Genomic DNA, 20,987 nt, shown 5'->3' on the forward strand with positions numbered 1-20,987 from the left:
GGTTAATTCTGACCCACCGTCGATACGATGGTGACCTGCTTGTTATCCGGTATTTCCTGATAGGCCAGGACATGAATGTTCGGTACGGCGAGTCGAGCGAATCGCGACAACATTGCGCGGACCGGACCTGCCACCAGCAGAATCGCCGGCTTACCCATCATTTCTTGACGCTGTGCCGCATCTACCAGGGAACGTTGCAACTTTTCGGCCATTCCCGGCTCGAGGAGAATGCCATCTTCCGATCCTTGTCCTGCCTTCTGAAGACTATTGAGCAATATCTGTTCCAACCTTGGCTCAAGCGTGATGACAGGTAGCTGCGGCTCAAGCCCCACAACGTTTTGCACGATTGCGCGGGACAGCGCGACACGCACCGCAGCGACCATCGCGGCGGGATCTTGACTCTTGACCGCGACGTTGGCGATGGCCTCGGCAATGGTTCGGATGTCACGAACAGGCACCTGCTCTTGCAGCAAGGCCTGTAGCACCTTCAGCAACGTGGACAGAGAGATCATCCCCGGCACCAGCTCTTCGGCAAGCTTCGGCGAGCTCTTGGCCAGCAGTTGCATCAGTTGCTGAACTTCCTCATGGCCGAGCAGCTCATGGGCGTGCTTGTGCAGCACCTGGTTGAGGTGCGTCGCTACCACGGTACTTGCGTCCACCACCGTATAACCAAGGGACTGGGCTTGATCGCGCTGGCTGGCCTCGATCCATACAGCCTCCAAGCCGAACGCCGGATCCTTGGCGGCGATTCCGTTGAGCGGGCCGAATACTTGTCCCGGGTTGATCGCCAGGTCGCGATCGGGATACACCTCGGCTTCGGCCAGGCTCACGCCCATCAGCGTCAAGCGATAGGCGTTTGGCAACAGGTCGAGGTTGTCGCGGATGTGTACCGATGGCATCAGGAAGCCGAGGTCTTGCGACAACTTCTTACGCACGCCCTTGATCCGCGCCAGCAGCTGTCCACCCTGATTGCGATCGACCAGCGGGATCAACCGATAGCCAACTTCCAGGCCGACCATATCCACCGGTGTCACATCGTCCCAACCCAGTTCCTTGGTTTCAGCGGTGCGCTGCGCCGGCAGCATTTCCTGCTGCTTCTGGACTTCTTGCTCGGCCTGCTGCTTGACCTGCTTCTGGCGATGCCAGATCCAGTAAGCGCCACCTGCGGCGACCGCACCAAGCCCGAGGAACGACATGTGCGGCATGCCGGGCACCAGACCCATGGCGATCATGATGGCGGCGGAAACGGCCAGCGCCTTGGGCGAAGCGAACATCTGCCGGTTGACCTGCTGCCCCATGTCCTCGGAACTGGTTACGCGGGTCACCATGATGGCGGCGGAGGTCGACAGCAGCAGCGAAGGAATCTGCGCCACGAGGCCGTCACCAATGGTCAGCAGGGCGTACACCTGGCCCGCCTCGCTGAAGCTCATACCGTGTTGCGCCATACCAATGGCGACACCACCGATGAGGTTGATGAACAGGATCAGCAGACCAGCAATGGCGTCACCGCGGACAAATTTGCTCGCACCGTCCATCGAGCCGTAGAAGTCAGCCTCCGAGGCCACTTCGACACGACGGATCTTGGCTTCGGCCTGATCGATAAGACCCGCGTTGAGGTCGGCGTCAATTGCCATCTGTTTGCCGGGCATCGCATCCAGGGTGAAGCGCGCACTGACTTCCGAAATCCGCCCGGCACCCTTGGTGACAACAACGAAGTTGATGATCATCAGGATTGCGAAAACGACGATACCAACGACGTAGTTACCGCCGATCACCACGTTGCCGAACGCCTCGATGACGTGACCGGCTGCTGATCCACCGTCGTGACCATGGATCAGCACCACGCGCGTCGACGCTACGTTCAATGCCAAGCGCATCAACGTAGCGACCAGCAGGATCGTCGGGAACACCGCGAAATCCAGTGGCCGCAGCGCATAGACGCTGACCAGCAGGACGACGATCGACAAGGCGATGTTGAAGGTGAACAGCAGGTCCAACAGGAACGGCGGCACCGACAGCATCATCATGCCCATCATCACGAGCAACAGCAGCGGCACGCCCAGGTTGCCGCGTCCCGCACCGGTCAGGCCGTTTCGAATATTGATGAGTTGCGTGCGATCCACGTAGACCCCGTCAGAACAGAACCAAAGAATTGACGCAAAAACGCGTCCTGTCCGGGCTATAGCAAGAAGGGGTCCAACTTCGTCGTAGGCTTACATCTGCCGAGCCAGACGCTTGCGGGCAAGGCAGCGTTCGAACCGACCGGGCGCGGGGCAGTCTCACGGGGAGCATTGTCGGCGCGACACCATCGCACGACACCCCTGACGGCTACGGCCGTCGCAGAAAAACTCAGGAGTTTTGCCATGAAACAGTGGATCATCGCGGCCCTGGCCGGCTGCACGGCCATGAGCCTACAAGCAGAAACCCTCAGCGTGCCGATGAAGGCGGTAACAGCCAAAGGTGTTGGCGAGTCCGTCGGTACCGTCAAGATCGAGAGCAGCCCGTACGGACTGGTATTCCGCCCCGAGCTGTCCGGCCTCGATTCCGGGGCGCATGGCTTCCATATTCACGCCAAGGGCAGTTGTGATCCGGCAGACAAGGACGGCGAAACCATTGCTGCAGGCGCTGCCGGAGGCCATTGGGATCCGAAGAATGCGGGCAAGCATGGCGAGCCCTGGGGTGAAGGCCATATGGGCGATCTTCCGGCGCTGATGGTCGATGGCGAAGGCCATGCCAACCAACCGGTTCTGGCACCCCGCCTGAAAAGCCTCGGCGACATCAAGGGCCTGGCGTTGATGGTTCACAAAGGCGGTGACAACCATTCCGACCATCCACAGCCGCTCGGTGGCGGGGGCGCCCGGGTTGCGTGCGGGCTGATCGAATAAAGCGGCTAGAGGCTGGAAGCGAAAAGTCGAAGCTCTAGCGCATGCCCGTTTTGCTTAGCTGCAGCAGCAGCTTGAGCTAGAAGCTGCTCTTATTCGTCTCGGCGCAGATCCGGTGGAATCGGCAGGTTGCTCAGCGGATCTGGCCGTTTACCCTTGCCGGAGCGGTACTGGCGTAGCTGGTAAACGTACGCCAGTACCTGTGCCACCGCCAGGTAGAGCCCCGCCGGGATCTCGTGATCGAGCTCGGTGGAGTAATACACCGCCCGCGCCAGTGCCGGGGATTCGAGGACAGTCACCTTGTGCTCGTTGGCAATCTCACGGATCTTCAGCGCGACGAAGTCGCCGCCCTTGGCCACCAGCATCGGCGCACCACCCTTGGTGCCGTCATATTTCAACGCCACGGCAAAGTGGGTCGGGTTGGTGATGACCACATCGGCTTCCGGAACCGCCTGCATCATCCTTCGCTGAGCGGCATCGCGCTGCAACTGGCGGATCTTGGCCTTGACCTCGGGTTTCCCCTCGCTGTCCTTGTATTCATCGCGCACTTCCTGCTTGGTCATCATCAGCTTCTGTTTGTTATCCCAGAGCTGGAATGGCACATCCACCGCCGCAATCAGGATCAGCCCACAGGCCATCCACAGTGCGCACCAGCCCACCACCTCGACGCTGTGCATGATGGCGAGATCCAGAGGCTGCTTGGCGATGGACAGCAGGTCGTCCTGATAGGCGCTGAGCACCGCCAACGCTACTAACAGCACAACCAGAAATTTGGCCAGCGCCTTCAACAACTCCACCAACGCTTTGGTCGAGAACATCCGCTTCAAGCCGGGACCAGGGTTCATCCTGCTGAACTGAGGCGCCATGGTTTTGCCTGAAAAGAGCCAGCCGCCTAGCGAAATCGGCCCGATGATCGAGACGACCATTAGCACGATGAGCAAGGGCATGACGGCTTCGAGCGCGATCATCCCGCTGTTCATCAGCAGTCGCACCATGGCGCCCTCGTCCAACAGGGTTTCACGGCTGAGCTCGAAACTGCCCTGCATCATGGCCATCAGGCTGCCCGCCAGGCCGCCACCAGACGCCAGCAACCCACCAATTCCGCCTAGCGTTACGGCTACCGTACTCAGCTCTTTGGAGCGGGCAATCTGCCCCTTCTCTCGCGACTCCCGGACGCGTTTGTCCGTGGGTTCCTCGCTTTTGTCGGCACCGCTTTCGCTCTCAGCCATAACAGGCCTCCGGCAGCTGTGAAGAAGGGATGCGCATCAGCGTAGCCCGATCAGTTCGCGAAGCATCGCCAGGGCTTCGCTGACAAAGGTCTGGTACTGGGCAAGGATGTCGGCCATGCCGATCCACACGATGATCAGGCCCAGCACGAGAGTCAGTGGAAAGCCAATCGAGAAGATGTTGAGCTGGGGCGCCGCGCGCGTCATCAGACCGAACGCGATGTTCACCACCAACAGCGCCGTGATTGCTGGCAGCACCAACAGCAGGCCGGCACCCAAAACCCAGCCCAGTTTTCCGGCGATTTCCCAGAAGTGGTTGGTGCCCACCAGCCAGCCGCCGATCGGCAAAGTCACAAAACTTTCGGTGAGAATCTCCAGCACAACCAGATGGCCATTCATGGAGAAGAACAGCAAGATGACCAGCATGTTGAAGAACTGCCCGATCACCGGCACGGAGACACCGTTCGCCGGATCGATCATCGATGCGAAGCCCAGGCCCATCTGCATGGCCAGCATCTGCCCTGACACGATGAATACCTGAAAGAAAAGCTGCAGCACGAAACCCAGCATTACGCCGACCAGGATCTGTTCAGCGATAAGAACCAGCGCTTGCGCACTCAACGCATCAACCAATGGAACCGGGGGCAACGCTGGCACCAGCACCACCGAAATGGCGACCGCCAGGTACAGCCGCACTCGCATCGGCACCAGCTGGGTTCCGATGATTGGCATGCTCATCAGCAGCGCAGCAATGCGAAACAAGGGCAATAGAAACTGCCCAACCCATGCGCCGATTTGCGCATCGCTGAGCTCAAGCATCAACGCGCGCCTTGCCAGAGCCCCTGCTCATCACCGCTACCCGATAATCAACGGAATGTTCTGGATCAGGCCCTGGGTGTACTCCATGAGCTCTCGGACCAACCAGGGGCCTGCCCAGATCAGCGTCACCAGCATAACCAGCAGGCGAGGCAAAAAACTCAGGGTCTGTTCGTTGATCTGGGTGGCTGCCTGGAACATGGCCACGACGAGACCCACCAGCAGGCTGGGCACGACCAGCACACCAACGATCATGGCCGTCATCCAGAGGGCCTCGCGAAAAATATCGACCGCGACTTCAGGCGTCATGCGAGTTTCTCAAAAGCGTTGACGATCGGCGTGAGCCTGATCGTTGTGTCCGGCGTTGCCCGCTCAGGCAGCAATTACGCATGACTCCAAGGGTCGACGCCGTTTTCGCGTGGCGCTGCGTTATTGCCCGTTCATCTGGAATGACCAAACATCTCTCCTAATGCCCTGTTTCACGCAACTGCCTTCGGTGCACCGCACAGCGAATGTCAGCCTAAAGCGTACCGAAACTGCTTGCGAGCGTGCCGATGATCAGCCCCCAGCCATCGACCAGCACGAACAGCATGATTTTGAACGGCAAGGAAATGATAAGTGGCGAGAGCATCATCATGCCCATCGCCATCAGAACGCTGGCGACCACCATGTCGATGATCAGGAACGGAATGAAGATCATGAAGCCGATCTGGAAAGCGGTTTTCAGCTCCGAAGTCACGAAAGCCGGGACCAGAATCGTCAGGGGCGCTGCGTCCGGTGTCTGGATGTCAGTCCGTCGCGACAGTCGCACGAACAACTCCAGGTCGCTTTCGCGGGTTTGCGCGAGCATGAAGTTCTTCAACGGCACCTCAGCCCGTGCGATTGCATCCGGTGCGGATAATTGCTCGTTCAGATAAGGCTGCACCGCCTCATTGTTAATCTGCTCGAACACCGGCGCCATAATGAACAGCGTGAGGAAAATCGTCAGGCCGACAAGGATCTGGTTCGACGGCGTCTGTTGCAGGCCCAGGGCCTGACGCAAGATGGAAAAGACGATGATGATCCGAGTAAAGCTGGTCATCAGCATGACGAACGCTGGAATGAAGCTCAGCGCCGTCATGATCAGCAGGATTTGCAGGCTGACCGAATACTCCTGCTGGCCCTGCGCATCGGTACTCAGGGTAATCGCCGGTATCGACAGCGGATTATCGCCCTGCGTGATCAGTCCTGCGGCATCCTGGCCCACCGCAAACGGCGCGGCGAACACCAACAGGACCGCCAGCAACAATCGAAGCATCAGTGCTTGTCCTTCTGGTCCCTGCCAAGCAGCTCCATCAGGCGCTGGGCAAACTCCGGGTTGGCCGGCTCGGCATCCGGCAGATGAACCGGCTCTTCAAGCACATGCAGTGGCGTGATACGACCGGCACTCAGGCCGAGCAGCACCTGCTCGCTGCCTACCTGAACCAGGACCAACCGTTCGCGTGGGCCAAGCGCATGGCTGGAGATCAGCTTGATCGCGTGATTGTTCCGAGGATTGATTTGTTGCATTCGGCGCAGCAACCAGGCGAGCAGGAAGATCAGCCCGATTACCAGCAACAGGCCGAGCAGCATCTTGGTCATCTGCGCGCCCATTCCGGTGTTGCTCATGCTCGCGGTGGGCTCGGCGGCCATCACCGGCAAAGCCAGCAGCAGCGAAAGGAAGGCCAGGATTCGCATGTCAGCGCAACTTCTTGATGCGTTCGCTCGGACTGATCACGTCGGTCAGACGGATGCCGAATTTTTCGTTCACCACCACCACCTCGCCGTGGGCGATCAGGGTGCCGTTGACCAGTACGTCCAGCGGCTCGCCCGCGAGCCGGTCAAGTTCGACCACCGAGCCCTGGTTGAGCTGCAGCAGGTTGCGAATACTGATTTCGGTGCTGCCGACCTCCATCGAGATCGACACCGGGATGTCCAGGATCACATCCAGATTAGGGCCATCGAGACCGGCCGGTGCGGCCGCCTTCGGGCTGGTACCGAACTCCTCCAGTGGCGCGCGCGGAGGCGCAGGGGCCGCTGCCGGCCCCTGATTCAGCAACGCATCGATGTCGTCCTGGTTGGCATCGCCGGCTTCGGCCAACGCCGAGGCCCATTCATCAGCAAGTGCCTGTTCTTCGGCTGAAGTGTTTTCGTGTTCGTCTGCCATCGCTAATCCTCGACCGCTGATAATAGTTAGGAGTGAATCAACGGGGTCGCAAAACGGATTCAAGCACCTGCAGGGCCAAGTTGCCCTTGTGCGCGCCCAGCTTGACCTTGAAGGCCGGCATGCCATTGGCGCGCATGATCATGTCTTCGGGCATTTCCACAGGAATCACATCGCCCGGTTGCATATTCAGAATGTCGCGCAGTTTGAGTTGGCGCCGCACGACCGTCGCACCGAGCGGCACGTTCACGTCGAGCACGTCCTCGCGCAGGGCATTCACCCAGCGCTCGTCCTGGTCGCTGACGTCCGACTGGAAGCCAGCGTCGAGCATTTCGCGGATGGGCTCGATCATCGAATACGGCATCGTCACGTGGAAATCCCCGCCGCCGCTCTCGAGCTCTATGTGGAAAGTCGACACCACCACCACTTCACTGGGGCTGACGATGTTGGCGAGCGCCGGATTCACTTCCGAATGAACGTACTCGAAGTTGACGTCAAGCACCGCGTGCCAGGCTTCCTTAAGATCGACGAACGCCTGATCCAACACCATGCGCACAACGCGCAGCTCGGTGGGAGTGAACTCGCGACCCTCGATCTTGGCGTGCCGGCCATCGCCGCCGAAGAAGTTGTCCACCAGTTTGAATACCAGCTTGGCATCGAGAATGAACAGCGAGGTCCCGCGCAGTGGCTTGATCTTCACCAGGTTGAGGCTGGTGGGTACGTACAGCGAGTGCACGTACTCACCGAATTTCATGACCTGCACGCCACCCACCGACACATCGGCGGAGCGGCGCAGCAGGTTGAACATGCTGATGCGGGTGTAGCGGGCGAAACGTTCATTGACCATTTCCAGCGTGGGCATGCGCCCGCGGACAATACGGTCCTGGCTGGTCAGGTCGTAACTTTTGATGCTGCCCGGTTCGGCATCGCTTTCGGTATCGACCAGACCGTCGTCGACCCCGTGCAGGAGCGCATCGATCTCGTCTTGCGAGAGCAGGTCTTGAACAGACATCTACAGCGACCCCTATTGCAATACGAAGTTGGTGAACAGTACTTGCTCGATGGCAAGCTTGCCGATTTCCTTCTGCGCCAGCTCTTGAACGCTGGCGGTTGCCTGCTGCCGGAGCATCTCCTGGCCAACCGGTGTAGCCAGGCTGGCGAACTCTTGACTTGAAAACAGCATAACCAGTTGATTGCGCAACAGCGGCATGTGTTCCTTCAGTGCGTCGAGTGCGGCCTGATCGCGGGACATCAGCGCCACATTGACTTGCATGTAATGCTGACGGCCACCGGTATTGGCAAAATTGACGATGAACGCGGGTGCCAGTACTTCATAGGTCGCCGCCTGCCGCTGTGGTGCGGTCTGGGAATGCTCGGCCTCGTCCGAATGCGCCGGCTCGGATGCGCCTCGGGACATGAAGTAGATCGTGCCGCCTACCGACAACCCGACCGCCAGCAACACGCCGACTACGATCAGGATAATCAGCTTCAGCTTTCCCTTTCCCTTTCCCTCGGCCGAAGCTGCAGGACTCGCTACGTCTGGGGGTCCTTGTTTCTTAGCCATGCCAAATATCCGTCATCACAAGTGTTTTCACTCGCATCAAAGCGTTACGAGCAACTGCTGTGCCAAAGTATCGACTAGGGAGCGAGCGGCGTAAACGATTGCCATGCGCCGCTCGCCAATTTATCGACCAAGAGTCCTCTACGTCGCTGCATAAAAAAACCGGGCGCGAGGCCCGGTTTTCTATGACTAGCCGAACGTCAGGCGTAGTAATCCACCAAGCCACGGTCGCCACCGGTACGACCAGTGCTGATTTCCATCGTGCCTCGAATGATTTCTTCGTCCCCTCCCGACACTGAGCCGGCCGCATTACTGCCCCGCGAATCACCACCGCGATCGCCCTGCCAGCCACGCGACTGATCGGAAACGTTCACGTCCATCGTCATGCCCTGCTGTGCAAACATATCCCGTAGCCGATGCATCTGCCCTTCCAGCGCATCACGAACCCCCGCATGCGGGCTGAGGAAGGTCACCTGGGTCTGATCCTTGTGCATGTCGATACGAACCTCCATGCGCCCCAACTCTGCCGGATCGAGCTGGATCTCGGCGGATTTGAGGTTCTGACTCGACAACCACATCACCTTATCGACCACCGCCTCACTCCAGCCCGATTGCTGCATCTGTACCGGCTGTCCCGGCACCAACGCTGGCCGCTGTGCCTGCTGCACCTGATTCTGCTGAGCGATCGCCTGCGTTAGCGGACTGAGCCGGTTTATCGCTGCGTCATTGGCGCTTGTGCGGCTTTCCTTCGGCACCTCGAGCTTATCGAGCAGCTCACTGAAGCCTTCTTCCAGTGAGGGCTCGTCAGATTCTTCAACGAGCTCCTCGCCCGCAAGAAGGCTCGCCGGAAGCGCATCCTCGACGTCCGTGGAGGCTTCATCCGGCATGAGGAGGTTCGAGAAGGGGCTCTTCTGGGCGGCAGACTGGATCTCCCCCGAACGCTGCCCGGCCAACGCCGTATCGCCTTCTCCTTCACCCTCCTCGCCTGCCTCCGCCGCTGTCGCTTGCGCCAGTCCTACCAAGAATTCGCTACCGGTCAGAGGTTGCGCAGCTGGCTGCTCCGCGCTGATGTCCCCTTGTCCGCCCATGCCGAACAGCAAGAGCGGATCGAGTTCGGCCTCGGCATTTTGAGACTCTTCATCCTCTCCCTCGGACTCGACAGGCAATTCGTTGCCGGCCTCGACCGTCGACGGCTTTTCGGTGCCGCCCGCCTCGGCGGTTTCCTGACTCGGCTTCTCGCTTGCCGGCTTGTCACGGGCTGGCTTCGCCGCGCTTTCGTGACGTTCGACCGGTTTGGCCTGACGCTCCTTGGCATAGACGTTGGCGAAGCTGGAAGCCTCGTCCCGACTGGCCTGAGGGGCCGCTTTGGTGGGCGCATTCGCAGCCTTGGCGGCAGCGGTGGGTGTTTTGATATTGAGTAACAGATCGGGGGAAACGGCCATGGGTCTTTCCGCTCAGGATGATGACTTTGCATTCCTAAATGCAAAGTCCAGGCCAGCTTATCCCTACGAAGCGAGCTTCATGCTTTTTCGCGGGATCGATGAGCCAGGCAGCGCACCGCGGTTGTTAGCCAGACCCGCCATAACGCTGGCGTTCGGCCCGATAGAGAATGCGGACGATGGCGAATTCGCGCTCGATGCGATCGATCAACTCGCACGCGGCATCAAGCAATTCGAGCCGTGCGAATTCTTCTAGCTCGCGACAAAGTTCCGCCAGCAGCGTCGCACCCATGTTGCTGCAACTGCCCTTGAAACTGTGGGCAGCCTGACGCAGATTTTCCGCGTGGCCGCACCGGCAAGCGTTCTGCAACAGGCGCAGCCGTTCCTCCGAGTCGGCGAGGAAGGTATCCAGAAGCACCGGATACTCCGTTTCCATTACGTCTTGAAGGGTTGCCAGTACACGGCTGTCGAGGTGGTCGACCACGGATATGCTCCTGGCTGGAATAACGACGAATTATGCACGACCGGACCAATGGAACTCCACGTTAAGGACCTTGCCGTCCGGCTGCCAACAAAAGTGATCACTCAGCCGCTTGATCATGCGCATGCCCCGCCCGCCCAGGCATTCGGCGCAGTACTGCTTGTTCAGCACGCGCTGTACGTCGAACCCCGGCCCGCTGTCACGCACGCCGATGCGCAGATAGCCCTCAGCGCCTTCGGATTTGACGCTCAGATCGATGGACACGAAGCCGTCGGAGAGCGCGTCCAGCCGCCTTTGACGCTCCTGATAGTAGTTTGCAAAACCCTCGGCATTGCATTTCAAGGAGGAATCGAGCAATAGCACCCCGTGCTCCAGCGCATTGGCATAGAGTTCGGTCAACACGGTGTATATGGTGCCAGCGCGATAACGCAGGGGTGATATCTGCAGCAGCAGCTGCATCGTCATCGGCAAAGGATTGGCCGTACGCAAGCTGCTCGGACGAAGCTCGAAGCTGACTGACCAATCTCTCGCTCGCAGTTGCTGGAAACCTAGCGGATTAATGTCGAGCGGCTGAAACGCAACCTGGACAGCCTGATCGATCATGCTCACTTCGACCAGGCTCATGTCGTCAAGTATTTGACCGTGGAACGCAAGCAGCGCCTCCTCGATCTCGTCGAACAGTGACGATGCGTCGAGATTTGCGTCCATGACCGCGAGCAGCCGTTGCTCGCCAAACAACTCATCGTCGGCATTACTGCTTTCCAGAATCCCGTCCGACATCAGCAGCAGGCGGTCACCAACCGCCAGCGGCAAGGTCTCGAAGGTGTCATCGAAGGAGGACGCCCCGAGGACTCCTAGCGGCAGATGCCTGGACCGCAACGGCAAGCGCTCGTCATCCGACGCCCTGAGCAGATAGCCGTCCGGCAATCCGCCGTTCCACACCCGCAGCGAGCCCTGCTCAAGGTTGATATCCAGCAGCGTGGCGCAGCAGAACATTTCCACGGGCAGGATCAGTTTCAGCTTGGTATTGATCTCGCGAAGGATTTCGCTGCTGGAATACCCTTTGGCGGTCATCCCGTAGAAGGTCTCAGCCAGCGGCATGGCACCGATCGCAGCCGGCAATCCATGACCGGTGAAATCGCCCAACAGCACGAACATTCGTCCGGCCGGCGCGTGCGCAGCCAGCAATAGGTCGCCGTTGAACAGCGCGCGCGGCGACTGCCGATAGCGGATATTGGGGGCATTCAGGCAGCCGGCGTGGGCCACCTTGTCGAAAATTGCCTTGGCTGCGCTCTGCTCGTCGAGCAGCTGCTGGTTACGCCGAGCAATGAGGTCACGCTGTTCCAGCACCGTGGCTTGCAAGCGACGCAAGCGATGCATGGCCTGGATCTTGGCTTCGAGGATGATCGGGTTGTAGGGCTTGGCGATGAAGTCGTCGCCGCCCGCTTCGAGGCAACGAACCAGGGCCTCGTTTTCGGTCAGTGAGGTGAGGAAGATGATCGGCACCAGCTCGTTGCCGGCCAGGCGCTTGATCTGCCGCGCAGCTTCGAAACCGTCCATCACCGGCATCAGCGCATCCATCAGTACCAGCTGCGGCCGTTCGTCTTCGAACCGCCTTACCGCTTCGGCGCCATTGGCTGCGGTGGTCACGCGATGCCCTTGGCGACAGACGATGGCGGCGAGCAGCATACGATCGGCCGCGCCATCCTCGGCGATGAGTATGGAAAGCCGGCGAGGCATTAGGCGATCGCGAACAGTTGTTCGAAATTGGAAACCGAGAGAACCTTTCGCACATCCGGGTTGCAGTTGACCAGGCGAACATCGGCTTTATCGCTGCCGCCGTGATCGCGCAGCAACAACAGCATGCCAAGTGCTGAACTGTCGAGGTAGGTCGCGCCACTGAGGTCAACTACATAACGGCTGGGGGTATTGCCAGTACGCTGATAGGCATCGCGAAAAGCCTGATGAGTGTTGAAATCGAAGCGCCCTTGAATGGTTATAGTCAGCTCCTGTCCATCTGCCGATAGCTGTGAACTGATGGTCATGTAGCGCTCCTGATCCAATGCGAGAACGTGACTGCCGTATTGGCTGGACGGCGCCGGCGCATCATCGAATGGCGCCTCGAGCAGTGGCGCCGATGCCGTCAATGACCAGCCGTGCTGTAGCAAACAGGCTGATGAAGATGTAGCACCCTAAACTCCGCACAGCAAGCTTCAATCCTGTTTGGGCCGGCCTGCCAGCCGCTGCGAAAATTCATCGAGGAGTTTCTGCTCGCGCTTGTCGGCCGCCGTTCGCGCTTCCTGCAAGTACCGTTCGACCAGTTTGCGCAAGCCATCCAGGCGCGCGCGACGTTGCTGCCACTGCTCGCGCAGCTTGTCGAGATTATTGCGGTGCCAATCGACGCTGCGCTGCTGTTGGCCGATGGCCGACTCGAGCTGCGAAAGGAATCGCTGATAATTCATCAGCCATTGGCCGGAGACACCCTGGCTACCCTGACTCAGCCACTGCTGCTGATAGTCGCCGAAATACTGGCGCAGCTCGCCCAGCTTGGCTTCAGCCTGGGACAGTTGCGCCTGCCCCTGACCGAACAACCTGGCGGCGTCGCGCTCGGCACGCTCGGCCATGTCGATCACGGGCGCCAAGCGCGCGGCGCGGCTCGCCGACAAGGTTTAGCTCGCCGCCTTCGGATTGAATACGCTGGCCAGCAGTGCCTCGCTACGAGCCAGGTGTTCGGCCTCGTCGAGGCCCTGTCTTAGATAGCGAACCATTTCCGCCTGCCGTGCGATGGCCAGGTCGGTTTCTGGATCACCGCCAGGCACGTAGGCGCCGACGCTGATCAGGTCGCGGCTCTGCTGGAAACGCGACCAGAGCTGCTTGAAGCGCTGGGCATTGCGCATGTGCTCGGCGCTGACCACTTGCGGCATGACCCGGCTGATGGAGGCCTCGATGTCGATTGCTGGGTAATGCCCCTCCTCGGCTAAGCGGCGCGACAACACGAAGTGCCCGTCCAACACACCACGTGCGGCATCGGCGATGGGGTCCTGCTGATCGTCACCCTCGGACAGCACGGTGTAGAACGCGGTGATCGAGCCACCGCCCGCCTCCGCGTTGCCGGCGCGCTCCACCAGGCTCGGCAATTTGGCGAATACCGAGGGCGGATAGCCCTTGGTTGCCGGTGGTTCGCCGATGGCCAGGGCGATCTCGCGCTGGGCCTGGGCGAATCGGGTCAGCGAATCCATCAGCAGCAATACGTTCTTGCCCTTGTCGCGGAAATATTCGGCGATGCGCGTGCAGTACATGGCGGCGCGCAGGCGCATCAGCGGTGCGTCGTCGGCAGGCGATGCCACCACGACTGAGCGCTTGATGCTTTCTTCGGTGAGGATGTTCTCGATGAATTCCTTGACCTCGCGGCCCCGCTCACCGATCAGCCCGACCACGATGATGTCGGCCTCGGTGAAGCGCGTCATCATGCCGAGCAATACCGACTTACCCACGCCGGTACCGGCAAACAGGCCCAGACGCTGGCCGCGGCCGACGGTGAGCAGCCCGTTGATGCTGCGGATGCCGACGTCCAGTGGCTCGCTGATCGGGTGACGTTTCAGTGGGTTGATCACCGGGCCGTCCATAGGCACCCAGTCTTCGGCCTTCATTCCGCCCTTGCCATCCAGCGCGCGGCCAGCGCCATCGAGTACGCGGCCGAGCATCGAGGTGCCCATGGGCAGACGGCCGGTGTTGGCCAGCGGCACGACCCGCGCGCCGGGGGCGATGCCGGCCAGGCTGCCGACCGGCATCAGGTACAACTTGCCGCCGGAGAAGCCCATCACCTCAGCTTCGACCTGGGTCGGATGATAACTGTCTTCGTTGATCACCAGACACCGGCTGCCGACCGCGGCGCGCAGCCCTTCAGCCTCCAACGTCAGGCCGACCATACGCAACAACCGACCCTCGAGGATCGGTTGACTGGGCAGCTTGATCGCCTCGCCATACGCTTCGAAACGCTTGGCAAAGCTGGTGCGTTCAAGGCGCATCAGCGCTCTCCGAATCCGTATCCAGGTTCAGATGCAGGTCGGCTTCCGGCGGGCTGGTAGCGTTTTCGCGCTGCTGCTCGAACAACTGGTTGATGGCTTGAGCCAGGCGCGTTTCGACACTGGCATCGATCCGGCTCTGCTCGGTCTCGATCCGGCAGCCGCCCGGCAGCAGATCACTGTCCTCGACGATCCGCCACGTCTCTTCATGGCGCTCGCGCAGCGCTTTGACCAGCTCGAAATCCTGCGGATTGATATAGATGCGCACATTGCTCGCGCCCATCGGCAACAATTTGAGCGCATCGCGCAAGACCTGCCGGATCTGGCTCGAATCGATCAGCAAGTCGCGCTGGATCACCTCGCGAGCCAGTTGGCTGACCAACGTGACCATAGCGTGCTCAAGGTTACGATCCTGATCGGCGATGGGCTCGAGCAACTGCGTCATCACGCGTTCAAGGCTGTCGAGCTTGGGTGCCAGCGCAGCATCGGCTTCCTGCCGGGCCTTGAGCTGGCCGGCATGGAAACCGTCCTTCTCGCCCGTGCTGAAGCCTTCGTTATAGGCCTCCTGGCGGATCGATTCGAGTTCGTCGAGCGTCAGCGGTTTGACTTCCTCGACGGGGACGTCCTCGCTGCGCGTAAGCTCCTCGTCCGGCACCGCCGCGTCGGCGACCTCCGGCTCCGGCTCGGCGCCTAACGGATCGAAGCTCGGCAAGGCCCAGCGATCGAAGACATTGACGTCCTTCGCGCGGATGACTTCGCTGGGGTTTTCCTTCGACATTGCAGCTCGCTTAGATTTAGATCATTTCTTCGCCGCCCTTGCCACCGAGAACAATCTCTCCGGCTTCGGCCATGCGGCGGGCGATGGTGAGAATTTCCTTCTGGGCGCCTTCGACTTCGCTGATGCGCACCGGTCCCTTGGCTTCTAGGTCGTCGCGTAGCAATTCGCCCGCGCGCTTGGACATGTTCTTGAAGATCTTTTCCTTGATTGCTTCGTCGGCACCCTTGAGCGCCATGACCAGCACATCGGAGGATACTTCGCGTAGCAGCACCTGGATGCCCCGGTCGTCGACATCGGCAAGGTTGTCGAACACGAACATCAGGTCTTCGATCTGCGACGACAAATCTTCGTCGACATCGCGGATGGCATCCATCAGCTGGCCTTCGACCGAGCTGTCGAGGTAGTTCATGATATCCGCGGCACGTTTGACGCCACCCAGCGTCGCCCGCGTGGTATTGGAATTACCCGAGAACTGTTTCTCCAGAATCAGATTGAGCTCTTTGAGCGCTGCTGGTTGCACGGTGTTGAGCGAGGATACGCGAAGCACGATGTCCAGCCGCACCTTGTGGTCAAAATGCGAGAGCACCTCGCCAGCCTGGTCGGGGTCCAGGTACGCCACCACGATCGCCTGAATTTGTGGATGCTCGTAGCGGATCACGTCAGCGACGGCACGAGGCTCCATCCATTTCAGACTGTCCAAACCGCTGGTATTGCCGCCTAGCAGAATGCGATCGATCAAGCCGCCGGCCTTGTCCTCACCCAGCGCCTGGGTAAGCATTTTACGAATATAGCCATCCGAGCCCACGCCAAGCCCGGTCTGGTCGCCGACGGTGTCAACGAATTCGCTCATCACCTGCTCGATCTGCGTTTTCTGCACGTTGCGCATCTGCGCCATCGCCGTACCGACTTTTTGCACTTCCTTCGGACCGAGATGCCGCAGGACCTGCGCGGCATCGGCTTCACCGAGTGAAAGCAGCAGTATCGCGGCCTTGTCGATTTTGTTCAGCTTGGCTGGAACTCGAGCATCACTCATCTTCGTTGATCCAATCTTTGACGACCTGGGCCACCCGGCCCGGATCTTCTGCTACCAGATTTTTGATGGCATTCAGTTGCGCATCGTACCCCTCGGTCGGGCTCGGCAGCATGATGCTCTGCGGCCCGCTCAGACTGACTCGGTCATTGGACAGCGCGCCATCCATACCGTCCATTTCGCCCAATGCGATATCGCCACCGGCGGCCTGGAGTTCCTTGCCTTTCCCGGCATTGGTCAGATTGTTCAGGACCGGCCGCAGCACACCGAACACCAGCACTAGAATGAACAGTACCCCGAGCACTTGCTTGACGATGTCCCAGAACCACGGCTGCGAGTAGAACGGTACGTCAATAAAGGTTTCATCCAACGAGTCGGCCGCGAACGGCGCGTTGATAACGCTGACGCTGTCGCCACGGCTGGCGTCGAAACCGACGGCGTCCTGCACCAGCCGGGTGAAACGCGCCAATTCTTCGGCGCTCCGCGGGACACGTGTCGTCTGCCCATCAGCAGAGACCGTCACCTGATCGTCAAGTACTACGGCAACCGACAAGCGGCGCAGGCGGCCCTGCTGCTGCTTGGTGTGACTGATCGAACGGTCCAGCTCGTAATTACGGGTCGCCTGCTCGCGCTTGTCAGCGGGATACGGCGCAAGCATGGGCTGGCCGGTCGCGGGATCCATGATCTGCTGACCATTGGCATCTAGCAACGGTTGTCCGGAAGCGATGGCACCCGCGGCCGCGGCTTGCCCGGCCTGAGCGTTCTCCGGCGCGCTGGCCGGGCCCGGTGGCTGGTTGCTCAGCGCACCCGGAACACCCTGCGATCCGAGACTGCTTTGGCGCTGCTCGCTGACGCTCTGTTCGCTGCGCAGAGCCGGCTGATCCGGGTTGAAGGTCTCTGAAGTCGACTCGACAGCGCTGAAGTCGACGTCGGCAGATACTTCGGCCTTGTACCGACCGTTGCCCAGCACCGGCTGCAGGATGCTTTGCACACGTTGGGTGTAGAGGCTCTCGATCCGACGGCTGTAGTCGAACTGCTTGCCGGCCATGCTCAGCTCGGTGAGCTCCTGTTGGTCTGACAGCAGATTGCCCTTCTGATCCACCACGGTGATCTGCGACTTGGTCAGCTCCGGCACGCTGGTGGCGACCAGGTTGATGATCGCCATAACCTGGCTCGGCTCGAGGCTGCGGCCCGGATAGAGCTCCACCAGCACCGACGCGCTGGGCTTGCGCTCGTCACGCACGAACACCGAGCTTTTCGGGATAGCCAAGTGCACGCGGGCGCCCTTGACGTTGTTGAGGCTGGACACGGTGCGGCCCAGTTCGCCTTCGAGGCCACGGCGGTAGCGGGTGGCTTCCATGAACTGGCTGGTGCCGAGGCCCTGCTCCTTGTCAAGAATCTCGAAGCCGATATTGCTGTCGGTCGGCGCAATGCCGGCGCTGGCGAGTTTCAACCGCGCGCGGGCAAGATCATCGGCCTTGACCAGCAAGGCACCAGAGGTAGGCTCGATGGTGTATGAAATATCGGCTGCCGCCAGAGTTTCCATGACCTGATTGGCATCCATCCCGGCGAGGCTACCAAGCAGCGGACGATAGTCCGGTTGCTGCGACCAGAGCACCACGGCGAAACCGATGGCCACGCTTGCAGCCAGCCCGACCAACAGGCCGATCTGCCGCAGCATCGACATTTCGGAAAGATTTTCCAGGAACGACAGGCCCAACAAAGGCTTCTTCGGAGCTTCCGAATCAACCGGTACTGGAACCTTGCTAAGCGCTTCAGCCATTATTCAAACCCTGCCTTAAACCGGCATCTGCATGATGTCTTGATACGCCTGGACCAGCTTGTTACGCACCTGGGTCATGGCCTGAAAGGAAACGCTGGCTTTCTGCGACGCGATCATGACCTCGGTCAGGTCGATACCGCCCTGCCCCATCTCGAACGCGGTGGCCAACTGACTGGAGGCTTGCTGGGTTTCGTTCACTTTGTTGACGGCCTGGCCGAGCATGTCGGAAAAGCTCGGAGCGCCCACTTCAGGTGTGGCGGTCACGGGCTTGGAGCGTGCCATTGCATCGGTCTGCATGGCCCGCATTTCCAGCATCAAGCGATTGAATTCAATACCCTGGCTCATCTATTCCTCCAACAGCTGCGGTTTTTTTGACGCTTCGCAGCAAGCACCATGTGAATAGCAACATCGATGCCAGTGTCTGGCTCACTACGCTGGACCAAACGAAAACGAGAGACAAACGGTCATCAGCACAACAGCACTGTTACGCTGATCCCGCTTACGGCTGTACCGCGACGCCGCGCGACGCCTGTCATAGCCTGCGCTTGAAGCAAGTATCGTGCGCAACGGCCTCTGTCTCACCTCAGGTACACCTGTCTTTTCGCCATGAACCGGATCCGAACCCGATGACCCTCTCCGCTACCACGCCCCTGCTTCAGCCCCTCAAGGACAGCTCGGCCTCAACCGTCGTGGCCGGTTTCATCGCCATGCTCACCGGCTATACCAGCTCGCTGGTGCTGATGTTTCAGGCCGGACAAGCGGCGGGCCTCAGTAGCGCGCAAATTTCATCGTGGATCTGGGCTCTGTCGATCGGCATGGCGGTGTGCAGCATCGGTTTGTCGCTGCGCTACCGGACGCCGCTGGTGATCGCCTGGTCAACGCCGGGGGCGGCGCTGCTGATCAGCAGCTTGCCCGGCGTTCCCTATGGCGAAGCGATCGGTGCATTCATCTTCAGTTCGGTGCTGATAGCGCTGTGCGGGCTCACCGGCAGCTTCGAACGTCTGATGCGCAAGGTGCCCGCGTCGCTGGCGGCAGCATTGCTGGCCGGCGTGCTGTTCAATATCGGCAGCGAGATTTTTCGCGCGGTGAACGTACAGCCCGTGCTGGTACTGGGGATGTTCTTCAGCTATCTACTGACCAAGCGCCTGCTGCCGCGTTATGCGGTGCTCTCGGCACTGATCGTTGGCTGCGTGCTGGCCGGCGGGTTGGGCCTGCTCGACTTTAGCGGCCTGAGCCTGGAGATCGCGATTCCGGTGTGGACCACGCCGGCGCTGTCCTTCGCCGCGGTCTTCAGCATTGGCATACCGCTGTTCGTCATTGCCATGGCGTCGCAGAACATGCCCGGGCTGGCGGTATTGCGCGCCGAGGGTTTTCAGGTGCCGGCCTCACCGCTGATTTCCGTTACGGGTATCGCGTCGGTTCTGCTCGCCCCTTTCGGCTCCCATGGCATCCACCTGGCCGCGATCACCATGGCCATCTGTGCAGGACCCGAGGCGCACCCGGACCCATCGCGGCGTTACACCGCAGCCGTCTGGTGCGGGCTGTTCTACGGTATTGCGGGCATTTTCGGCGCAACCCTGGCCGCGCTGTTCGCGGCCTTTCCACCGGCGCTGGTGTTGTCCATCGCGGCGCTGGCACTGCTTGGTTCGATCGGCAGCGGCCTCACCCAAGCGATGCAACTGCCGCGCGAGCGCGAGGCGGCCTTGATCACCTTCATGGTCACGGCGTCAGGCCTGACCCTGTTCGGCATCGGCTCCGCCTTGTGGGGACTGGTGGCGGGCGTGTTAACGCTGCTGATCGTTAATGGGCGCAAAGCTGCGGGCTGAGCGCCGCGGCAACCGGATTCAGATGGCCGTCGCGCCGCCGTCAACCGCTAACGCATGGCCGGTGGTGAAGGCAGCGCCGTCGCTGCAGAGATAAAGCACTGCGGCGGCGATTTCCTCGGCTTTGCCGATGCGTCCAACCGGATGCATGGCCGCGGCAAATTCGGCCTTGCGCGGATCCGCCTCATAGGCGCGGCGGAACATATCGGTATCGATGACCGCAGGGCATACGGCATTGACCCGGATCTTCTTTTTGGCGTATTCGATTGCCGCCGATTTGGTCAATCCGATGACGGCATGCTTGGACGCCGAATAAATGCTCATCTTCGGCGCCGCTCCCAGTCCCGCAACCGAAGCGGTATTGACGATGGCGCCGCCGCCCTGAGCCAGCATCAGCGGCAGCTGATGCTTCATGCACAGCCAGACGCCTTTGACATTGACACCCATGATGGCGTCGAACTCGGCTTCGCTGCCTTCAGCCAGGCGCCCCTGTTCGATCTCGATGCCGGCATTGTTGAAGGCATAGTCGATGCGCCCATAGCTCGCTACCGCTTGCTCGATCATCGCTTGAACATCGCCGTCGCGTGTAACGTCGCAGCGTACGAACAACGCTTCTCCGCCGCGCTCGCGGATGGCTTCGGCACAGGCTGCACCGCCCGCCTCGTCCAAATCTGCCACCACCACCTTTAGCCCCTGCTCAGCGAACGCCAGCGCTGCCACACGGCCGATACCCGCCGCCGCGCCAGTAACCAACGCAACCTGACCGGAAAAATACATGCTCATGCTGGATACCCTATCGATTGAAAGAAGCCTCGAGTCCAAAAGTGACTACAAGCCATACGCTGGTCATGGTTATACCGCTATCCACTGCCCCGATTAAGCTCGGGTTGGCGATATCACTCACGCGGATGCCACTGCATTCCAACATTCCCGCCTTGCTTGCAGTGATGACGTCTGCAAG

At 60.4% G+C, this 20,987-nt stretch carries 22 protein-coding genes; 2 read left to right on the plus strand and 20 right to left on the minus strand.

What is annotated here, in order from left to right:
* Window positions 1-2: 2 nt before the first annotated feature.
* Window positions 3-2,123 (minus strand): flagellar biosynthesis protein FlhA, encoded by a 2,121-nt coding sequence (gene flhA / locus CH92_RS13945; protein WP_025242383.1) that lies wholly within the window; start codon window positions 2,121-2,123, stop codon window positions 3-5.
* 240 nt (window positions 2,124-2,363) lie between these two features.
* Between flhA and sodC the strand changes: the two genes are divergently transcribed.
* On the plus strand, window positions 2,364-2,885 hold the full coding sequence (gene sodC, locus CH92_RS13950) for a superoxide dismutase family protein (protein ID WP_025242384.1): 522 nt from the start codon (window positions 2,364-2,366) through the stop codon (window positions 2,883-2,885).
* An 89-nt stretch (window positions 2,886-2,974) separates the two neighbouring features.
* Here the strand turns inward: sodC and flhB are convergent, their stop codons facing one another.
* The 18 genes from flhB to fliE all read right to left on the minus strand — a co-directional run bounded on the left by flhB (window position 2,975) and on the right by fliE (window position 18,548).
* The gene (gene flhB / locus CH92_RS13955; RefSeq protein WP_025242385.1) at window positions 2,975-4,111 is read right to left on the minus strand and encodes a flagellar biosynthesis protein FlhB; all 1,137 of its coding nucleotides are present in this window, start codon (window positions 4,109-4,111) and stop codon (window positions 2,975-2,977) included.
* Between the two features lie 36 nt (window positions 4,112-4,147).
* Window positions 4,148-4,927, minus strand: coding sequence for a flagellar biosynthetic protein FliR (fliR, locus tag CH92_RS13960; protein WP_025242386.1), 780 nt, complete (start codon window positions 4,925-4,927; stop codon window positions 4,148-4,150).
* A gap of 36 nt (window positions 4,928-4,963) precedes the next feature.
* On the minus strand, window positions 4,964-5,233 hold the full coding sequence (gene fliQ, locus CH92_RS13965) for a flagellar biosynthesis protein FliQ (RefSeq protein ID WP_025242387.1): 270 nt from the start codon (window positions 5,231-5,233) through the stop codon (window positions 4,964-4,966).
* Between the two features lie 211 nt (window positions 5,234-5,444).
* Window positions 5,445-6,221 carry a flagellar type III secretion system pore protein FliP gene (gene fliP, locus CH92_RS13970; RefSeq protein ID WP_025242388.1) on the minus strand — a complete coding sequence of 259 codons (777 nt, stop codon included), beginning with the start codon at window positions 6,219-6,221 and terminating at the stop codon, window positions 5,445-5,447.
* Window positions 6,221-6,640, minus strand: a complete 420-nt coding sequence (gene fliO, locus CH92_RS13975) for a flagellar biosynthetic protein FliO (protein WP_025242389.1) — start codon at window positions 6,638-6,640, stop codon at window positions 6,221-6,223. The genes fliP and fliO overlap by 1 nt, the downstream gene beginning before the upstream one ends.
* A 1-nt stretch (window position 6,641) precedes the next feature.
* Window positions 6,642-7,109, minus strand: a complete 468-nt coding sequence (gene fliN / locus CH92_RS13980; RefSeq protein ID WP_025242390.1) for a flagellar motor switch protein FliN — start codon at window positions 7,107-7,109, stop codon at window positions 6,642-6,644.
* Between the two features lie 37 nt (window positions 7,110-7,146).
* A complete protein-coding gene (fliM, locus tag CH92_RS13985) occupies window positions 7,147-8,118 on the minus strand; it encodes a flagellar motor switch protein FliM (protein WP_025242391.1) in 972 nt (323 codons plus the stop codon).
* Window positions 8,119-8,130: 12 nt separating this feature from the next.
* Complete coding sequence (gene fliL, locus CH92_RS13990) at window positions 8,131-8,670, minus strand: flagellar basal body-associated protein FliL (RefSeq protein ID WP_025242392.1); 540 nt, start codon at window positions 8,668-8,670, stop codon at window positions 8,131-8,133.
* A 197-nt stretch (window positions 8,671-8,867) separates the two neighbouring features.
* A complete protein-coding gene (locus tag CH92_RS13995; RefSeq protein WP_025242393.1) occupies window positions 8,868-10,109 on the minus strand; it encodes a flagellar hook-length control protein FliK in 1,242 nt (413 codons plus the stop codon).
* Between the two features lie 124 nt (window positions 10,110-10,233).
* A complete protein-coding gene (locus tag CH92_RS14000; protein ID WP_051517610.1) occupies window positions 10,234-10,542 on the minus strand; it encodes an Hpt domain-containing protein in 309 nt (102 codons plus the stop codon).
* Between the two features lie 78 nt (window positions 10,543-10,620).
* A complete protein-coding gene (locus tag CH92_RS14005) occupies window positions 10,621-12,327 on the minus strand; it encodes an ATP-binding SpoIIE family protein phosphatase (RefSeq protein ID WP_025242395.1) in 1,707 nt (568 codons plus the stop codon).
* Window positions 12,327-12,632 carry an STAS domain-containing protein gene (locus CH92_RS14010; RefSeq protein ID WP_025242396.1) on the minus strand — a complete coding sequence of 102 codons (306 nt, stop codon included), beginning with the start codon at window positions 12,630-12,632 and terminating at the stop codon, window positions 12,327-12,329. Before CH92_RS14010 ends, CH92_RS14005 begins: the two co-directional genes overlap by 1 nt.
* 168 nt (window positions 12,633-12,800) lie before the next feature.
* Window positions 12,801-13,253, minus strand: coding sequence for a flagellar export protein FliJ (gene fliJ, locus CH92_RS14015; protein ID WP_025242397.1), 453 nt, complete (start codon window positions 13,251-13,253; stop codon window positions 12,801-12,803).
* 3 nt (window positions 13,254-13,256) lie between these two features.
* Window positions 13,257-14,615, minus strand: a complete 1,359-nt coding sequence (gene fliI / locus CH92_RS14020) for a flagellar protein export ATPase FliI (protein ID WP_025242398.1) — start codon at window positions 14,613-14,615, stop codon at window positions 13,257-13,259.
* Window positions 14,605-15,390: a flagellar assembly protein FliH gene (fliH, locus tag CH92_RS14025; RefSeq protein ID WP_025242399.1), complete on the minus strand. Its 786-nt coding sequence runs from the start codon at window positions 15,388-15,390 to the stop codon at window positions 14,605-14,607. Before fliH ends, fliI begins: the two co-directional genes overlap by 11 nt.
* A 16-nt stretch (window positions 15,391-15,406) precedes the next feature.
* Window positions 15,407-16,423 carry a flagellar motor switch protein FliG gene (fliG, locus tag CH92_RS14030; RefSeq protein ID WP_025242400.1) on the minus strand — a complete coding sequence of 339 codons (1,017 nt, stop codon included), beginning with the start codon at window positions 16,421-16,423 and terminating at the stop codon, window positions 15,407-15,409.
* Window positions 16,416-18,203 (minus strand): flagellar basal-body MS-ring/collar protein FliF, encoded by a 1,788-nt coding sequence (fliF, locus tag CH92_RS14035; protein WP_025242401.1) that lies wholly within the window; start codon window positions 18,201-18,203, stop codon window positions 16,416-16,418. Before fliF ends, fliG begins: the two co-directional genes overlap by 8 nt.
* A gap of 15 nt (window positions 18,204-18,218) precedes the next feature.
* Complete coding sequence (gene fliE, locus CH92_RS14040) at window positions 18,219-18,548, minus strand: flagellar hook-basal body complex protein FliE (protein ID WP_025242402.1); 330 nt, start codon at window positions 18,546-18,548, stop codon at window positions 18,219-18,221.
* A 281-nt stretch (window positions 18,549-18,829) separates the two neighbouring features.
* Here fliE and CH92_RS14045 point away from each other — a divergent pair, with 281 nt between their 5' ends.
* On the plus strand, window positions 18,830-20,029 hold the full coding sequence (locus tag CH92_RS14045) for a benzoate/H(+) symporter BenE family transporter (protein WP_025242403.1): 1,200 nt from the start codon (window positions 18,830-18,832) through the stop codon (window positions 20,027-20,029).
* A gap of 18 nt (window positions 20,030-20,047) precedes the next feature.
* On the opposite strand, the gene CH92_RS14050 is transcribed toward CH92_RS14045, so the two are convergent.
* A complete protein-coding gene (locus tag CH92_RS14050; RefSeq protein ID WP_025242404.1) occupies window positions 20,048-20,809 on the minus strand; it encodes an SDR family oxidoreductase in 762 nt (253 codons plus the stop codon).
* Window positions 20,810-20,987: the final 178 nt, after the last annotated feature.

Source organism: Stutzerimonas stutzeri (assembly GCF_000590475.1).
In the GTDB taxonomy this organism is placed as follows: Bacteria; Pseudomonadota; Gammaproteobacteria; order Pseudomonadales; family Pseudomonadaceae; genus Stutzerimonas; species Stutzerimonas stutzeri_D.

What these genes read in the sequence shown, in the direction of transcription:
- sodC (WP_025242384.1), top strand. Translation starts at nt 2,364, where the DNA reads ATGAAACAGTGGATCATCGCGGCCCTGGCCGGCTGCACGGCCATGAGC.
- flhB (WP_025242385.1), bottom strand. Translation starts at nt 4,111, where the DNA reads ATGGCTGAGAGCGAAAGCGGTGCCGACAAAAGCGAGGAACCCACGGAC.
- fliR (WP_025242386.1), bottom strand. Translation starts at nt 4,927, where the DNA reads ATGCTTGAGCTCAGCGATGCGCAAATCGGCGCATGGGTTGGGCAGTTT.
- fliQ (WP_025242387.1), bottom strand. Translation starts at nt 5,233, where the DNA reads ATGACGCCTGAAGTCGCGGTCGATATTTTTCGCGAGGCCCTCTGGATG.
- fliP (WP_025242388.1), bottom strand. Translation starts at nt 6,221, where the DNA reads ATGCTTCGATTGTTGCTGGCGGTCCTGTTGGTGTTCGCCGCGCCGTTT.
- fliO (WP_025242389.1), bottom strand. Translation starts at nt 6,640, where the DNA reads ATGCGAATCCTGGCCTTCCTTTCGCTGCTGCTGGCTTTGCCGGTGATG.
- fliN (WP_025242390.1), bottom strand. Translation starts at nt 7,109, where the DNA reads ATGGCAGACGAACACGAAAACACTTCAGCCGAAGAACAGGCACTTGCT.
- fliM (WP_025242391.1), bottom strand. Translation starts at nt 8,118, where the DNA reads ATGTCTGTTCAAGACCTGCTCTCGCAAGACGAGATCGATGCGCTCCTG.
- fliL (WP_025242392.1), bottom strand. Translation starts at nt 8,670, where the DNA reads ATGGCTAAGAAACAAGGACCCCCAGACGTAGCGAGTCCTGCAGCTTCG.
- CH92_RS13995 (WP_025242393.1), bottom strand. Translation starts at nt 10,109, where the DNA reads ATGGCCGTTTCCCCCGATCTGTTACTCAATATCAAAACACCCACCGCT.
- CH92_RS14000 (WP_051517610.1), bottom strand. Translation starts at nt 10,542, where the DNA reads ATGGAAACGGAGTATCCGGTGCTTCTGGATACCTTCCTCGCCGACTCG.
- CH92_RS14005 (WP_025242395.1), bottom strand. Translation starts at nt 12,327, where the DNA reads ATGCCTCGCCGGCTTTCCATACTCATCGCCGAGGATGGCGCGGCCGAT.
- CH92_RS14010 (WP_025242396.1), bottom strand. Translation starts at nt 12,632, where the DNA reads ATGACCATCAGTTCACAGCTATCGGCAGATGGACAGGAGCTGACTATA.
- fliI (WP_025242398.1), bottom strand. Translation starts at nt 14,615, where the DNA reads ATGCGCCTTGAACGCACCAGCTTTGCCAAGCGTTTCGAAGCGTATGGC.
- fliH (WP_025242399.1), bottom strand. Translation starts at nt 15,390, where the DNA reads ATGTCGAAGGAAAACCCCAGCGAAGTCATCCGCGCGAAGGACGTCAAT.
- fliG (WP_025242400.1), bottom strand. Translation starts at nt 16,423, where the DNA reads ATGAGTGATGCTCGAGTTCCAGCCAAGCTGAACAAAATCGACAAGGCC.
- fliF (WP_025242401.1), bottom strand. Translation starts at nt 18,203, where the DNA reads ATGGCTGAAGCGCTTAGCAAGGTTCCAGTACCGGTTGATTCGGAAGCT.
- fliE (WP_025242402.1), bottom strand. Translation starts at nt 18,548, where the DNA reads ATGAGCCAGGGTATTGAATTCAATCGCTTGATGCTGGAAATGCGGGCC.
- CH92_RS14045 (WP_025242403.1), top strand. Translation starts at nt 18,830, where the DNA reads ATGACCCTCTCCGCTACCACGCCCCTGCTTCAGCCCCTCAAGGACAGC.
- CH92_RS14050 (WP_025242404.1), bottom strand. Translation starts at nt 20,809, where the DNA reads ATGAGCATGTATTTTTCCGGTCAGGTTGCGTTGGTTACTGGCGCGGCG.